General features: G+C 65.7%; 14 protein-coding genes. 5 read left to right on the plus strand and 9 right to left on the minus strand.

Annotated features, from left to right (window positions below; genetic code table 11):
* The first annotated feature begins 108 nt into the window (after positions 1-108).
* Both Q352_RS0110790 and Q352_RS23385 read left to right on the plus strand, forming a co-directional pair.
* A complete protein-coding gene (locus Q352_RS0110790) occupies positions 109-1,080 on the plus strand; it encodes a hypothetical protein (protein WP_028499357.1) in 972 nt (323 codons plus the stop codon).
* 27 nt (positions 1,081-1,107) lie between these two features.
* Positions 1,108-1,323, plus strand: a complete 216-nt coding sequence (locus tag Q352_RS23385) for a hypothetical protein (RefSeq protein ID WP_146745091.1) — start codon at positions 1,108-1,110, stop codon at positions 1,321-1,323.
* On the opposite strand, the gene rbsB is transcribed toward Q352_RS23385, so the two are convergent.
* Genes rbsB through rbsK form a run of 5 tightly spaced genes read right to left on the minus strand, consistent with a single transcriptional unit; the run spans position 1,313 to position 6,016 of the window.
* On the minus strand, positions 1,313-2,236 hold the full coding sequence (gene rbsB / locus Q352_RS0110795; RefSeq protein WP_028499358.1) for a ribose ABC transporter substrate-binding protein RbsB: 924 nt from the start codon (positions 2,234-2,236) through the stop codon (positions 1,313-1,315). The genes Q352_RS23385 and rbsB overlap by 11 nt on opposite strands.
* Before the next feature lie 41 nt (positions 2,237-2,277).
* Entirely contained in the window at positions 2,278-3,216 is a 939-nt protein-coding gene (locus Q352_RS0110800; protein WP_233495262.1) for an ABC transporter permease, read from the minus strand.
* Entirely contained in the window at positions 3,210-4,712 is a 1,503-nt protein-coding gene (locus Q352_RS0110805) for a sugar ABC transporter ATP-binding protein (RefSeq protein WP_028499360.1), read from the minus strand. Before Q352_RS0110805 ends, Q352_RS0110800 begins: the two co-directional genes overlap by 7 nt.
* Positions 4,713-4,721: 9 nt before the next feature.
* Complete coding sequence (rbsD, locus tag Q352_RS0110810) at positions 4,722-5,117, minus strand: D-ribose pyranase (protein WP_028499361.1); 396 nt, start codon at positions 5,115-5,117, stop codon at positions 4,722-4,724.
* A 5-nt stretch (positions 5,118-5,122) separates the two neighbouring features.
* Complete coding sequence (rbsK, locus tag Q352_RS0110815) at positions 5,123-6,016, minus strand: ribokinase (protein ID WP_028499362.1); 894 nt, start codon at positions 6,014-6,016, stop codon at positions 5,123-5,125.
* Positions 6,017-6,334: 318 nt separating this feature from the next.
* On the opposite strand from rbsK, the gene Q352_RS0110820 reads away from it, so the two are divergent.
* The 3 genes from Q352_RS0110820 (at position 6,335) to darG (ending at position 9,188) form a co-directional block, all read left to right on the plus strand.
* Positions 6,335-7,201, plus strand: a complete 867-nt coding sequence (locus Q352_RS0110820) for a YicC/YloC family endoribonuclease (RefSeq protein ID WP_028499363.1) — start codon at positions 6,335-6,337, stop codon at positions 7,199-7,201.
* 254 nt (positions 7,202-7,455) lie between these two features.
* Complete coding sequence (darT, locus tag Q352_RS0110825) at positions 7,456-8,106, plus strand: type II toxin-antitoxin system toxin DNA ADP-ribosyl transferase DarT (protein WP_028499364.1); 651 nt, start codon at positions 7,456-7,458, stop codon at positions 8,104-8,106.
* The gene (gene darG / locus Q352_RS0110830) at positions 8,106-9,188 is read left to right on the plus strand and encodes a type II toxin-antitoxin system antitoxin DNA ADP-ribosyl glycohydrolase DarG (protein WP_028499365.1); all 1,083 of its coding nucleotides are present in this window, start codon (positions 8,106-8,108) and stop codon (positions 9,186-9,188) included. Before darT ends, darG begins: the two co-directional genes overlap by 1 nt.
* A 66-nt stretch (positions 9,189-9,254) precedes the next feature.
* Here the strand turns inward: darG and Q352_RS20695 are convergent, their stop codons facing one another.
* The 4 genes from Q352_RS20695 to Q352_RS0110850 are packed head-to-tail and all read right to left on the minus strand — an operon-like array spanning position 9,255 to position 15,761.
* Positions 9,255-9,914, minus strand: coding sequence for a 4'-phosphopantetheinyl transferase family protein (locus tag Q352_RS20695; protein WP_156952524.1), 660 nt, complete (start codon positions 9,912-9,914; stop codon positions 9,255-9,257).
* 32 nt (positions 9,915-9,946) lie between these two features.
* On the minus strand, positions 9,947-11,746 hold the full coding sequence (locus tag Q352_RS20700; RefSeq protein WP_036386021.1) for an ABC transporter ATP-binding protein: 1,800 nt from the start codon (positions 11,744-11,746) through the stop codon (positions 9,947-9,949).
* Positions 11,743-13,572, minus strand: coding sequence for an ABC transporter ATP-binding protein (locus tag Q352_RS20705; protein WP_211249619.1), 1,830 nt, complete (start codon positions 13,570-13,572; stop codon positions 11,743-11,745). Before Q352_RS20705 ends, Q352_RS20700 begins: the two co-directional genes overlap by 4 nt.
* 47 nt (positions 13,573-13,619) lie before the next feature.
* Positions 13,620-15,761, minus strand: coding sequence for a TonB-dependent receptor (locus Q352_RS0110850; RefSeq protein ID WP_211249620.1), 2,142 nt, complete (start codon positions 15,759-15,761; stop codon positions 13,620-13,622).
* Between the last annotated feature and the right edge of the window lie 280 nt (positions 15,762-16,041).

Genomic DNA, 16,041 nt, shown 5'->3' on the forward strand with positions numbered 1-16,041 from the left:
CTATGCCAATGTCGTAACAGGTGGTCATGAAAACCTGTCCGTCACAGCGCAATCCCCTGCCCGTCTTGTCAGGAAATACCACGCGCCCCTTTGACCGGAGGTTCCTCCATGCGTCCGTCCTGTCCCGCGACCCGCAGTGCAGTGATCGTCTCGGCAGTCATTCTGATCACCGCCTGCAGTACGCCATCCCTCACCCAAGTCCGGCAGTTCGGCACGGAAAGCGCCACGCTGTCGGCCAGTGCGAAACATGCCTTCACCTATCTCGACCAGCTCGAAATCCAGCGCAAGCTGTATACGCTGGCGTCCGATCCGAAAGACGGGCCGACCGACAGTACCTTCACCGGTTTCTTTGAAACGCTTCCCGACCGGCAGACCGGGCAGAAAGACCCGCGCAAGCAGGCGCTGGCCCTCCGCCTCGATTTGCTGGCCGGACTGGCCAGCTATGCCAGTGCACTGCAATCGCTGGCTGCCGCGAATTACGCTGCGGACATCGATAGCGCATCCGGAGAACTCAATGGCGCCCTGGTCTCGCTGGGCAAGACCTATCAGGCCGCCACCGGCAACGATATCGGCCTGACGGCGGCGGATTTCGGCCTGATTGCCACCGCGGTCAATGCCGCAGGCAAGGGTTATGCGATGGCCCGGCAGCGCGACGCCATTCGCGCGGTCGTGCGGGCCGCCGACCCGGCCGTCCAGAAAGCGGCCGCCCTGATCGCCACCGATCTGGGGCCGGACTCGGGACTGGCCCAGTATGCGCAGAATGCCGCCGGCCTCTCGCGCGGTGCGCTGCAGATCGCCTACAACCGCGACCGGACCCGCCCCGATTCCACCTTCGACAACCGGCTGGCACGGCTGGAGCAGATCCGGACCCTGTATCGCGCGCAACAGGGCGCCGGGGCCCTGTTCGCCGATGTCAGCAAGGGCACCCGGGCCATGGCGAAGGCCCACGCCGAACTGGTCAGGGCGGTGGACAGCAAGGCCATGAGTTCGGCCGGGCTGGCACAGACGCTGGCCGAACTGCAGGCCTATGTCAAATCGGTTCAGGCGTTTCAGGACAGCGTCGCCCTGGCGGGGAAATAGCGACGCATTCAACGGAGGAAATACAGCATGGCCGACACCACCAACCTGCGCACCGGCATTCGCCAAAGCCGTCGACAAGGTGATCAAGTTCGCCGTGAAACTGCTGGTGCGAAGCGGCGGCATCAGGCTCCCCACCGGCGAAGAACGGACGAAGCGGGGTTTCCCCGGATGCTGGTGTGCACCGACGCCGCTGCGGCCGTCGGTGCACACCTTCATGAGCAGTCCGTAGGCGTTACTGCTTGATCAGTTCCAGCGGTACCGGGATCGCCTTGTCGACCGCCTGACCGTCGATGATCTGCTTGGCGGTCTGCACGGCCGTCTTGCCGATCAGTTCCGGCTTCTGGGCCACGGTTGCGCTCATCTTGCCGGCCTTGACCGCCTTGACCGCGTCATCGGTCGCATCGAAGCCGACCACGACCACATCCTTCAGGCCGGCGGCTTCGAGCGCCTGCACTGCGCCGAGCGCCATTTCGTCGTTATGGGCGAACACCGCCTTCACGTCCTTGTGGCCCTGCAGGATGTTTTCCATCACCGACAGCCCCTTGGCACGATCGAAGTCGGCCGGCTGACGGGCAACGACCTTGACCCCGCCGGCTGCGTCGATCACCGAATGGAAGCCCTGCCCGCGTTCGCGTGCGGCGCTGGCGCCCGGAATGCCTTCCAGCTCGACCACCGCGCCATTGCCGCCGATTTTTTCCAGCACGTACTCGCCGGCCATCTTGCCACCGGCGACATTGTCGCTGGCCACATGGCTGGCGACGGTGCCGCCATCGACCGAGCGGTCGAGGGTGATGACCGGAATGCCGGCCGCATTGGCTTCCTTCACCGCGCTGGCCACGGCGGCCGAGTCGGTCGGGTTGACCAGGATGACCTTGACCTTCTTCTGGATCAGGTCTTCGATGCTGGAGATCTGTCTGGCCGGGTCGTCCTGGGCATCGACGGTAATCAGGGTCATGCCCAGCGCCCGGGCTTCAGCCTCGGCGCCGCTCTTCAGCGAGACGAAGAACGGATTGGACTGGGTCGATACCGCCAGGCCGATGGTCGGGCCGGTACTGGCCGGCGCCGCCGGCTGTTCGGCCTCCGGGCCCTGCTGCGAGCAGGCCGCCACGACCACGGCGAACGCGCCGGCCAGCAGGGATTGCATCAGTTTGCTCATGATGATCTTTCTCGTGTTTGAATAAGGTTCCGGCCGGTGGCTTATTTGTGCCGCCGGTCCAGCAGTACGGCCAGCAGGATGACGGCGCCCTTGATGACCAGTTGATAGAACGACGATACGCCGAGCAGGTTCAGCCCGTTGTTCAGGACGCCGATCAGCAGCGCACCGATCAGCGTGCCGACGATCCAGCCGCGACCACCGGCCAGCGACGTGCCGCCCAGCACCACGGCCGCAATCGCGTCCAGCTCGTAGCCCATGCCGGCGTTCGGCTGGGCCGAATTCAGTCGCGAGGTCAGGATGACGCCGGCCATCGCCGACAGCGCACCGGTCAGCACATAGACCGAGGTCTTGACCGTGGACACGCGGACGCCGGAGATCCGGCTCGCTTCCTCGTTGCCGCCGATGGCATAGACATGGCGGCCGAAGGTGGTCTTGCGCGCAATGAACCACAGCACCGCAAACGACAGCAGCATCCACACCACCGGTACCGGCACCAGATGGGCGACATAGCCGCGTCCGAGCAGATCGAAGAACGGGCTGGAAATGCCGGTGACCGGCGTGCCGTTGGTCTGCGCCAGCGCCAGGCCGCGGAAAATGGTCATGGTCGCCAGCGTGGCGATAAACGGGGCGACACGGCCCTGGCAGATGATCAGGCCATTGGCCAGTCCCATCAGCGCGCCGGCACCGACGCCAAGCAGCGTGGCCAGGATCGGGTCCATGCCGGCCGACATCCAGCCGGCGCCGAGCACGGCCGACAGCGCCAGGATCGAGCCGACCGACAGGTCGATGCCGCCGGTCAGGATGACGAAGGTCATGCCGAAGGCGATCAGCGCATTGATCGACACCTGGCGCATCACATTGAGGATGTTGTTCAGGGTCAGGAAGTTCGGCGACAACGCCGACAGCACCACGCTGATCAGCGCCAGCGCGACCAGCGGCGCCAGTTTCTGCAACAGGTTACGGTTCTTTTCACTCAGCACTGGGTGTCTCCGGTGGCGGCATGCATGATGCGCTCCTGCGTTGCCGTCTGTGCGTCCAGGTCGGCGGCGATCCGCCCCTCGTGCATGACCAGGATGCGGTCGGACATCGACAGCACCTCGGGCAGTTCCGACGAGATCATGACAATGGCCACGCCGTCGGACGCAAGTTGATTGATGATGTGGTAAATCTCGGCCTTGCCGCCGATGTCGACCCCGCGCGTCGGTTCGTCGAGGATCAGCACCCGCGGACGGATCGCCAGCCACTTGGCCAGCACCACCTTCTGCTGGTTGCCGCCCGACAGCGCCCTGACCTCGAGGTCGGCGTCCCGGGTACGGATGTTCAGCCGCTCGATCATCCGCGCGACAAAGGATTTTTCCCTGGCCGCGGTGATCACCCCGCCGCGCGAGAAGCCGGCCAGATGGGTCAGCGTCATGTTTTCCCGCACCGACAGCCCGAGCACCAGGCCCTGGCTCTTGCGGTCCTCGGTCACGTAGCCGATACCGGCCGCGATGGCATCCGCAGGCGAGGCAATGTCGACCGGCTGGCCGTCCAGGTGGATGCGGCCGCCGTTCTTGCGCGTCACGCCGAACAGTGCGCGGACAATTTCGGTCCGGCCCGAGCCCATCAGCCCGGCAATGCCGAGCACCTCGCCGCAACGGACCGAGAAGCTGATGTCGGCAATGGTGCCGCCGTCGGACAGGTGTTCGACCCGCAGCCGCTCTGCGCCATGGCTGACCTCGCGCTTTGGATAGCGCTCACCGATCTCGCGCCCGACCATCATCCGCACCACATGGTCGAGATCGGTATCGGCAATGGCCTCGCAGCCGACAAACTGACCATCGCGCAACACCGAAATGCGGTCGCACAGGGCGAAAATCTCTTCCATCCGGTGCGACACGTAGACGATGCCGACCCTGGACGCGCGCAACTCGCGGATCAGGCGGAACAGCGCATCGATTTCGCGCTCGGTCAGTGCTGCCGTCGGCTCGTCCATGATCAGCACCCGCGCATCGAGCGACAGCGCCCGTGCGATCTCGACCATCTGCTGCTGACCGATGGACAGGCTGCCGGCCTCGCGGTCCGGGTCGATGCCGGTCACGTTCAGCCGTGCCAGCGCCACGCTCGCCCGGCGGCGCATTTCGCCATGCCGCAGGATGCCGGTACCGGCAAAGGTCAGCTCGCGACCGAGAAACAGGTTCTCGGTCACGCTCAGTTCCGGAATCAGGTTCAGCTCCTGATGGATGATGGCGATGCCGAGCTTCTCGGCCTGGCGGGTGCCGCGCACGACGGCCGGCTGGCCATTGATGCGGATCTCGCCGGCGTCGGCGGCATGGATCCCGGTCAGGATCTTCATCAGCGTGGACTTGCCGGCGCCGTTCTCGCCCATCAGTGCGTGGATCTCGCCCGCACACAGCGAGAACGCCACATCGCGCAGCACCTCGACAGGTCCGAACGACTTGCAGATCCCGCGCATGTCTACCAGCGTTGTACTCACCCGCACTCCTTAGAACGTCGTGCCGGAGTACAGGATCACGTTCGCATACGGCGTGGCTTCGCCGGTGCGGATAATGGCGCGGGCGCCACGGGTGATCTGCTTGAACTCGCCATGCGGGACATGGGCAAGCGGACGGCCCTCCAGCATGGCGGTGGCGGTATGTTCCAGATCCCGGTTGTGCTGGCTGATTTCATTCGCCAGCAGAGCCCGTTCGACCTGCATGTCTTCCAGCACCACGGCCAGCGTGTCGAGAAATCCGGGCATGCCCGGCTTCAGCGCCAGGTCGATGCGCTCGACGCCGGGCGGCACCGGCAGCCCGCAATCGGCAATGACGATGTAGTCGGTATGGCCAAGCTCGGCAATGACCCGAGACAGCGCGGCATTCAGCGTTCCGTGCTTTTTCATCTGTTTCAGCTCCTTGAGGCGAGGAATTGGTCAAGCTCGGCCAGCGTGGGCATGCCGCCCTGCGCGCCGAGACGGGTGACCGACAGGGCCGAGGCAGCGCAGGCACGACGGGCGGCTTCCCCGATGCCGAGGTGCCAGAACGTTGCCAGCGCCGCGTTGAAGGTATCGCCGGCGCCGGTGCTGTCGACAGCATCGACCTTGAAACTGGGCTGGTGGCGCAACTGGCCGGCCGCATCGCAATAGCTTGCGCCATCGACGCCGCGGGTCATGATCACCCGGCCCGGCAACCGCGTCAGCAGCTCGGCCAGATCGGCCTGTTCCCGGCCCAGCGAGCGGGCCAGCTCGAACTCGTTCGGCGTGATCAGGGTCAGGCAGTCCAGCAATTCGGTGTCGAGCGGCTGCGCCGGTGCCGGATTGAGAATGAACGGCTTGTCGTATTTGCGTGCCATGCGCGCGGCGGCCAGCACGGTGTCCATCGGCACTTCCAGTTGCGACAGCACCACGTCGGCATCACGGATCACCCGCTCGGCAGCGGCGACATGCTCGGGCCGCAGGCGATGGTTGGCGCCCGGCACCACCACAATGGCGTTGTCATGGCCGGCAACGGTAATCACCGCCACGCCGGTCGCCACGTCATCGGCGATGTCGATCCAGGTGGTGTCGACCTTCTCGGCCAGCAGGCGCGCCGACAGCTCGCGGCCGAACGCGTCGTTGCCGACACAGCCGATCAGTGTCACGTCGGCGCCCAGCCGTGCGGCGGCGACCGCCTGGTTGGCACCCTTGCCACCGGCGAAATTGGCGAAGCGTTCGCCGGTCAGCGTTTCCCCGAGCCCGGGGTAGCGCGGCGTCAGCACCACCAGATCCATGTTGATGCTGCCGACGACTACGATTTTCGGCATGTCTGCTCCTGAGTGATCCATCCGGCACCGGGGTCTTTCCCGCCCAGAACATCAAGGGCGCCAGCCATGCAGCTGCGCCCGCGTACCGGAATCAAGGGCGCGATTGTCCACACGGACGTCGCCAACACAATACCATCCGACGCATTGATACATTTTTCGTCGCCTACGCATAAGTTTTGACTCATACAGCAGTCGGGAAATCCCGTACGGATGGGAGGCCACTGGCAGTGTTATATTCCACCATAGCCACGGATGTCTGCCAGCCACAGCATTCCGGGCTCATCGACCCTGCATTCCCTTCCTCATGGAGCTTCTCCGATGATCCTCAGCATGACCGGATTCGCCGCTGCCAGCCGCGAATTTCCCGGTGGCCTGATCGCGCTGGAACTGCGCGCGGTCAACCACCGCTACCTCGACCTGCAGCTGCGCCTGCCCGAAGAACTGCGCGTGATCGAACCGCAGTTGCGCGAACAGATTGCCGCCCGCGTGACCCGGGGCAAGATCGAATGCCGCATCGGCATCAGCCAGGCCGCAAACACCGCGCCGCGAATGGAAATCGACCAGGACGTGCTGACCGGCCTGCTCGATGCCGTCGCCCAGCTGAAGCAGCGTGCACCCGGCATCCGCGACCTGTCCACCGGTGAACTGCTGCGCTGGCCCGGCCTGCTGTCCGCCAACGACATCGACGCCGAAAGCCTGCAGCACCTGGTGCTCGGCGCCGTCGGCCAGTTGCTGGACGACTTCAATGCCACCCGCGCCCGCGAAGGCGAAAAACTGAAGGCGGTGCTGATCGACCGGCTGACCCAGATCGAGGACATCGTCACCCGCATCCGCCCGCGGCTGCCGGAGATCCTCGCCGGCTGGCGCGACAAACTGACCGCCCGACTGGTCGAAGCCATCGGCAGCATCGACGACGACCGCCTGAAGCAGGAGTTCGCGCTGTTCGCACAGAAGATCGACGTCGACGAGGAACTCGCCCGGCTGTCGACCCATGTCAGCGAAGTACGCCGCATCCTCGGCAAGGGCGGCCAGGTCGGCAAGCGACTGGACTTCCTGATGCAGGAACTGAACCGCGAAGCGAACACGCTCGGCTCGAAATCGGTATCGACCGAAACCACTCAGGCCTCGGTCGAGCTGAAGGTGCTGATCGAGCAGATGCGCGAGCAGATTCAGAATATCGAGTAAGGGTTCCGCACGCGTCTCGCCAGACGCGCATGTCCCTCGGTCTGTGACCGCGACCGCCAGCCACACGCATGCTGCGTGAGCTGGCGGAGTGGTGGAATCGGCAGCAAGCCTGCACGACAATACGGCTGGCGCATTCATGACCCGACGTTCAGGTGGCATCGCGAAGGGGCCGGGCGCCAGTGGACGATTCCGTCCGCAGCGAGACCTGCCCAGGGGCAAAGCTCCGTCACAGGTCGATACCACGGAGGCAATCGATGGCCAGCCATTACCCCGGCCTGAATCCTCAAAAAGCGCTGATCTGGCGCATCGTCCACTGCAACAATCTGCCGTGGATTCTGGACAACGGCCTGCACTGCGGCAACAGCGCCATGCAGGCACCAGGGTGGGTGACGATCGGCAACCCGGAACTGAGCGACAGGCGCGCCCGCCATCCGGTGCCCCTGCCGCCCGGCGGCAGACTGAATGACTATATACCGTTCTATTTCACGCCATTCTCGCCCATGCTGCGCAATATCCACACCGGCTGGGGTGGCATCCAGAAACGGGCAAACGAGGAAATCGTGATTCTGGTGTCCAGCCTGCCGCATCTGGCGAATCTGGGCGTGCCGTTTCTGTTCACCGACAGTCATGCCTACTATCAGTGGGCAAACTTCTATTCGGATCTGGCTGATCTCGACCGGATTGACTGGCCGCTGTTGCAGCGACGGGACTTCAAGCGCGATCCGGAAGACCCGGCCAGATTCGAGCGCTACCAGGCCGAAGCGCTGGTTCACCGGCAGTTGCCAGTAGCCGGGCTGCTTGGCATCGTGTGTTACACCGGCACAGTGAAACAACGCATTGAGCAGGAAATTCAGACTCGCCGTCTGAGCCTGCCGGTTCATGCCCGTACAGGGTGGTATTTCTGATGATTACCTACACGCAAGGCAATTTGCTCGAAGCCCGAACCGAAGCACTAGTCAATACCGTCAATACCGTCGGGGTGATGGGCAAGGGCATCGCACTGATGTTCAAGGAACGGTTTGCCGAGAACTTCCGCCTGTACGCCGCTGCCTGCAAGGCCGGTGAAGTGCAGACCGGCAAGATGTTCATCACCGGGGTAAACGAACTGGACGGTCCGCGCTGGATCGTGAACTTCCCGACAAAGCAGCATTGGCGCGCCCCTTCGCAACTGGCCTGGATAACGGAGGGCCTGCAGGACCTGCGCCGTTTTCTGATCGAAAACAAAGTGAAATCGATTGCCGTCCCTCCGCTGGGAGCGGGTAACGGCGGTCTGGCGTGGGCTGCAGTGCGTGAACAGATCGAGGCCATACTGGCGGACCTGGATACCGAGGTACGGGTGTTCCAGCCAACCCTGCAGTACCAGAACGCGGCCAAGCGCGCCGGAGTGGAAAAGCTGACGCCTTCCCGCGCCCTGATTGCCGAGCTGGTGCGCCGCTACTGGGTGCTGGGCATGGAATGCAGCCTGCTGGAGATTCAGAAACTGGCGTGGTTTCTCGAGCGCGCACTCGAGCGCTGCAACCCCGGAGACAACCCGCTGAAACTCCAGTTCGTGGCACACCAGTACGGTCCTTACGCGAACCGGTTGGATCATCTGCTGAACGACCTGGATGGCAGCTATTTGCATTGCGACAAGCACATCAGCGATGCCGACCCGCTCGACATCATCTGGTTCGATGACACGCGCAAGGACTGTGTGCACAGGTATCTGAGGGAGGACGCCAGGGCCTACACTGCTGCGCTGGAATACACTTCGGCATTGATCGATGGCTTCGAATCGCCGTTCGGCATGGAATTGCTGGCCACCGTTGACTGGTTGTTGACCCGGGAAGCCGCCCCCCCCACGGTGCCGGGCTTGCGGGAAGGCTTGCAGCACTGGCGGAGCAGCGCCAATGCCGCCGAACGCAAGAACCGCCTGTTTACTGACCGGATGCTGGGCATTGCACTGGAGCGGCTGACTCAGCATGCTCCGGTTACGGCATGCACCTGAGTTCTCCATTCCGGCCCCAGTCCCCGGCAATCCCCCTTCAGCCCTGCCCTCCGGTCAGGGCATTTTTCATGCCGGCACGCAGACGGCGGTATGCACATGCGGCCCGACGAACGCATGTGCGACCGGAAGGCAGCGGCCCTGCGGCCAGTCCGGGCTCCAGTGCTGCGCCAGCCGCAGTGACAGCGCGTGGTCCTGCCAGCCGCTGACACAGGCGGCGGAAAAATCGACGAAGCGCCGCAGTTGCGGATACAGCGCCTTGTACAGTGCCTCCTTGGCCGAAAACAGCAGCGTCAGCGCCTGTGCCGGCGTCAGCCCCGTCAACTGCTCCAGTTCGCCGGGCATTGCCACCAGCGAACGGACCGCTTCCACCTGGTTCGCGCTCATGATCCGCTCGATATCCACGCCGAGCGCCGTGCATGCGCTGCACGGCGCCACGGCGGCCAGCGCGCCGTCCGCGGTATGGCTGATGCTGCCCAGCCAGCCCGCAGGCCAGACCGGCAGACCGTCATCACGCCGCGCCGGCCACGCGGCGTCCATGCAGCCGGCACGGGCCAGGGCACGCACGGCGCAATAGCGGCCGGCCAGGAATTCGTTGCGTCGCCGGGGCACGGCGTCCTGCAGCGCCACCGGCAACCGGGCCGCGAATGCGGCGAACGGCGCCTCGCCGGCAAACGACACCGCGGCCCACGACACGGCCTCGCCGGCCGGCAAGGGCAACAGCGGCACCGCCCGGTCCACGAATCCGCCCGGCGCCGGTTTCACTGTGGCGCGGGGCGGGCCCCGTCGGCTCGCCAGACCTTGAGCGACTGCTGGGCCGCCCACATGGCCGCATAGCGGGCGGAGCGTTTCAGCAGCTCGGCGTGGCGGCCCTGCACCGGCGGCAGGCCGGGGTCCAGCACCAGGATCTGGTCAGCCCCGGCAATGGTGGACAGGCGATGGGCGATGACGATGACGGTCTTGTCCCGCACCAGGGTATCGATGGCATGCTGCACGGCGACCTCGCTTTCCGTATCCAGTGCGGCAGTCGGTTCGTCGAGGATGACGACCGGCGCTTCCTTCAGCAGCGCACGGGCAATGGAGATCCGCTGCCGCTCGCCACCGGACAGGCGACCACCGATATCGCCCAGCCGGGTATGCCAGCCCTGCGGCAGGCGCTCGATGAAGGCCGTGCACTGCGCCTGGTGCAGGGCGGCCTGCACGGCCTCGTCGCTGGCATCCGGACGGGCCATGCGCACATTGGCCAGGATGCTGTCATCGAACAGGTAGACCTCCTGGAACACCACCGAGATCAGGCTGTTCAGTTCTTCTGCCGGGATCTGCCGCAGATCGACCCCGCCGAGGGTAATGCGACCCTGCTGGGGATCGAAATGGCGCATCAGCAGGCGCACGACCGTGCTCTTGCCCGCCCCCGACGGGCCGACAATGGCGGTCAGGCTTCGCGCCGGCACCGTCGCGCTGAAGCGGTCCAGTGTCTTGTCGCCCGCCCGGGGGTACTGGAAGGACACGTCATCGAAGTGCACGTCGAAAGCCCCGGGTCTGGCGACCGGCAACTGCTGCGGCAGCGGTTCGACCGCCAGCAGGGCATCGATCCGTTCCAGCGCCGACTCGATCAGGTCCAGCGCCATGGTGTAACTGACAAAAGTCGCCAGCGGTTCGGAGAAGCGCGCCACGATCACCATGACCGCGGCCAGCACGGCAAGGTCCAGCGTGCCCGTCACCACCCGGCTGACACCGATGGCCACCACCAGCAGCAGACCGAGTTCAACCACGCTGACGGTCAGCACCTCGGCCTTGCTGCCCCGGCGATGGGCCTCGGTCTGGATCTGCTGCAACTGGCACAAGCCCGCCTGCAGTGTCGCCGCCCGGTCGCCGGCGCTGCAGGCAGCGCGCAGCACCGGCAGCCCCTGGGTGTATTCAACGAGATCGGCGCTGGTGCGCTGGTGCGCTTGCGCCAGTTGCCGCATGTGGCGGCCGGACGCCGGACGGCGCCAGCGGTAGAACGGCACGATGGCCGGGAACACCAGCAGCAGTGCCAGCCCCAGACGCCAGTCGACCAGCAGCGTCGCCAGGGCGGTCACCAGCGGCGTCACCGTGGCCAGCAGGATCAGATTGACCAGCAGCGGGGTGTAATTGAAGTGTTCGTCCACATTGCCGAGCAGCAGTGCGTTCATTTCCCCGGCGCGCCGATCCTGCAGCGACGCCAGCGGCATGCGCCGCAGCTGTTCGCCCAGCCGGCCGCGCAGCTGATGGGTCATGGACGCCAGCCGGCCGTTGTACTCGAAACCCTGCGCATGCCAGCGGAGCACGGTGGCGGCCAGGGCCAGTCCCGACATCAGCCCCAGCCAGAACAGGATGTCACCGGGCTCGCGCAGGTGGAAAACCGCAGCGAACAGCGGAAACAGGCAGGCCAGCGCCAGCCCCTGGACGACAGCGGCAGCGAGCAGGCCGGCCAGGCAGAGGCGCAGGGCCGGCGCCTGCCGGCCGGCGCTGCGCAGCAGCCGGCGATAGCTGTCCCGCCATGCGCCAAGGCGCGGCGAATGCCCGGTATCCGCTTTCATGAGAGGGTCTCCCCGGTCATGCCGGCCGAAAACGCCAGCGGGCTCGCCGGCAAGGTCCACTGGCGGGCCTGCCGGTAATGGCGCCATAGTCGGGCGTAGACACCGTCCTGCGCCATCAGGGCGGCATGGCGACCGGATTCGGCCAGGGTGCCGCGATCGAATACCAGGATCTGGTCGGCATCGCGGATGGTCGACAGGCGGTGCGCCACCATCAGCACGGTCTTGCCGCGCATCAGTGCCGACAGCGCGACGACCAGCGCCGCCTCGTTTTCCGGATCGGCAAACGCCGTTGCCTCGTCAAGTACCAGAATCGGGCGGTTCTGCAGGATGGCACGGGCAATGGTGATGCGCTGGCACTGTCCGCCGGACAGCCGGACCCCGCGCTCACCCGCCGGGGTGTCATAGCCGTGCGGCAGGGCGGAAATGAATTCATGTGCCTGGGCGGCGGTGGCGGCGGCCCGCACCTCGTCCATCGTGGCCTGCGGCAGGCCGAGGCGGATATTGTTGGCAATGGTGTCGGCAAACAGGAAGGTATCCTGAAACACGAAGGCGACCTGCTGCATCAGCACATCGGCGCGGATATCCCGCACATCAACTCCCCCCAGCAGCACACGACCGTCATCGACATCCCAGAAGCGCGGAATCAGCCGCGCCACCGTACTCTTGCCGGCGCCGGACGGGCCCACCAGCGCCGTCACCGTACCCGGCGGCACCCGGAAGCTCACGTCGCGCAATGCCGGTTCGCCGTGACCGGTCCGGTAGGAAAAGCCGACCTGGTCGAAGGTGATGCCGGCATCCGCCGGCTGCCGGCCCCGCGCCGGCTGCGGCTGTACCGGCAAGGCCATGATCTCCCGGATCCGTGCGGCGCTCAGCATCGCGCGGGCCACCATGTGCCGGAGCATCATCATCGGCATGACCGACTCGGCCATGCCGGTGCCCAGCAGCAGCACGGCGATCCAGGTGTCGGGGGCAAGCCGGTCGCCGGCGATCAGCCAGCAGCCCAGCCACAGCAGGACAATCAGCGTCGGCAGCGGGCCAAGGATGGCAAAGGAGAAACGCGCCGGAAATCCGGCCTCGCGGTACCAGCGGGTCAGCACGCCGTAATAGGCATCCAGCGCCCGCTGGAAACGGCCGAAGGCGACGTGGCCGCTGTCGAAGGTACGGACCACCGGCATGGCCTGGACGAATTCGATGATGGCGGCGCTGACCCGCTCGCGAGCCTCGTGGTACTGGCGCCCCATATCGGCGGCATTCCGCGTCGCCAGCATCAGGACCGCCATGCCGGTCAGCAGCACGGCCATCGCCGCCAGCGCCAGCCGCCAGTCCAGCCACAGCAGAGCCAGCGCGGTCATGACCGGCGCCACCTGCGCCCGTGTTCGCAGCGGCGTACTGTCGGCGACAAAGACATGCAGCGCCTTGACATCGTCCTGCATGACCTTGGACAGCGCGCCGGCGCCATGCCGATACACCTCGCCCAGCGGCAGTTGCGCCAGGTGCGCGGCGAGCCGGGCGCGCAGCACGGCTTCCAGCCGGAACGCGGCATAGTGCGACTGGTTGAACGCGTTCAGTCGCAGCAGATAACTGACGACGCCACAGGCAATGGCGCCGGACATCGGCAGCCACGGCCAGGCTTGCGGCTCGCGCAGCAGCGCATGGACCACCAGCGCCAGCAGCGCCAGTGACGCCAGCCCGGACAGCGTGCCCAGCGCGGACAGACCCATGGCCAGGCGGATCTGCCCGCGCACCGGCTGCATGAGGTGCCAGACATCACCGGCAGGAGACAGGCCATCGCCGCCGGCATCGGCGGACAGGGAGGATCGGGACATGGGGATTCCTCGTGCGCCCCGGCCGGCCTGCGGCCGGAGCATCAGGTTCAGAAGTGGTAGTTCAGACCGATACCGGCCGTCCGGCCGCGCACCGGCGAGCCAAAGGTGGCGGTGGCATTGTTGTAATAGCCGTAGAGGTCGTACTGCTCGTCCAGCAGGTTGTTGCCGTACAGATAGATTTCCGCATTGCCCGCCGTCAGCCCGACGCGCAGGTCGACCCGCCGGTAGCTGCCAAGATCGAAGTGGTTCTGCGGATCGGCCGGGCGGGCACCGACATACTGGTAGCCGAGCCGGGCATTGACCGCCGGCGACGGCAGGCCAAGGAAGGACGGCAGGGGTTTGCGGTACGACAGCGCCAGGTTGCCCCCCCAGCGCGGCACGTCCGGCGTGCGGTTGCCCGCCCGGACATCGCCACCGCTGACACCGAGGGCATCGCTGGTGATCGTGGCGTCGATCACACTCAGTCCGCCGGACAGCTCGAAGCCGTCGCCGAAGCGCCAGTACCCCTCGAGCTCGACGCCCTTGCTGTCACTGTCGGCGTTGACGGTATTGGTGGAATAGGTCTTGTAGTCGTAGCCGAGCAGGTGGGCATCCCTGACCCGGGTCGCGAACAGTGCCGCGTTCAGGCTGAAGCGGCGATCTGCCGATTCGGTCTTGAAACCGAGCTCGGCGGTATTCGACCGGGCCGGCTTGTACGGCTCGCCGCCGGCCACCGTCGCCGAGTAATCGCTGAAGCCTCCCGACTGATAGCCCCGTGACAGCACCACATACAGATTGCTCGCCGGCGCCAGCGCATAGGACAGCGCCACGCGACCGGTGGTGTAGTGGTCGTCCAGTTCGCGGTTGTCGCCGCTGCTGCTGCCCTGGGTATAGGTGGCGTCATACGACTTGCGGTCCCACGACTGCCGCAGCCCGCCGGTCAGCTTCAGGGCGTCGGTCAGCGGATAGGTCGCTTCGCCATAGACCGCGGAACTGCGAACGCGATAGCGCCGGTCCTGCCGGTAACCAGGCATATAGTAAGTATCAAAGTGCCGGTCGGCGTGCGACAGGTTCAGGCCGGCCACCCAGAACAGCGGCGCACCGGGCAGTGAGGACCAGCGCAGGTCCTCGCTCACCCCCCGCTGCGCCGACGAATCCTCCTTGACGCTTGCCTCCGGCGTCCCTCCCATCAGCGCCTGCATGATCCGGCGGTCGTAGCCTCCGATGGTAAAGAAATCGGTAGTCGTATAGGCCGTGATCGAGGTGATCCGGCTGGCGCCCAGGTCATGATTGAGCTCCAGCGAATAGCGCGCCATCGTCTTCTTGTCGTCGTCGAACAGATTCGGCGTGAAGTCCAGCTTCGGCGGCTCGCCATACGGCCGCAGGATGGTCAGGCTCGGACTGCGCCTGATCTGCTGCCGCTCGGCGATCAGCAGCGCACTGGTGCCGGCGGTCACGTCCCAAAGCAGGCTGCCGCGGAACGCCAGATCACCGGGCTTGCTCAGCGGCTGGCCGGTCTGCGTATTGTCGACCCACAGGTCCGAACCGGTGTTGCGGATGGCGAAACGGCCGCTCAGTTGACCGGACAGCGGCCCACTGATGACCGCCTCCTCGAGATGCTGCCGCTCCTGCCCGTATTCGACCCGGACATGGCCTTCCATTTCGCGCGTCGGCCGGCGGGTGGTCACATTGACGGCCCCGGCCAGGCTGTTGCCGCCGAACAGCGTGCCCTGCGGCCCCTTCAGCACCTCGACCCGCTCGATATCCAGTGTGCCGAGCGACATATTGCGCATCGACATCGTCACGCCGTCGACATTCAGCGCCACCGAGCCGTCGTCCATGCTGACCGCATTCAGCGAACCGACGCCGCGAATCATGACGTTCGCGGAATTGGGTCCGCCATTCGAATTGACATTGACATCCGGCATGCTGCGCAAGGCGTCATCCAGCGTCAGCAGATGGCGAACCTCCAGCTCCCTGCCACTGATGACGCTGAGACCGAAAGGAATGTCCTTCGCCCGCTCCACGCCCTGGCGGGCAGTGACGGTCAGGGCCGGCAGTTCGACCGGGACATCATGGCCCGCTCCGGCGTCGTGAGCGACCGGTTTGCCGCTCCCGTCACGCCCGGCCTGCACCGGAACCGCAACCATGTCCGGGGCCTCGGCCAGGGCAAGCCCGGAGGCCGGCAGCAGGGCCATCGACAGCGCCATGACTAGTGGATTTACACGCCACAATGTGCGCAGCTCCCCTGTTCCGCGGTCTGTTTGGCACAGCATGCAATTCATTCCTTTTGTGGCCGGGTGGCGCAGGCCCTTCCGGCGGAATCCCCGTCGGGAGCGAACTCCGCTCGACTGTCATTGAAAGAGCGCGAATAATAAAAGATTCTCATTTGCATTACCGCCCGGACCGGTCCAACTTGTGCCCGGATCGGTATGCCGCACAGGAGCTGGACACGCATGCCATCGCCGCAACCGCCTTCCACCTCGATAT

Source organism: Microvirgula aerodenitrificans DSM 15089 (assembly GCF_000620105.1).
Lineage (GTDB): Bacteria > Pseudomonadota > Gammaproteobacteria > Burkholderiales > Aquaspirillaceae > Microvirgula > Microvirgula aerodenitrificans.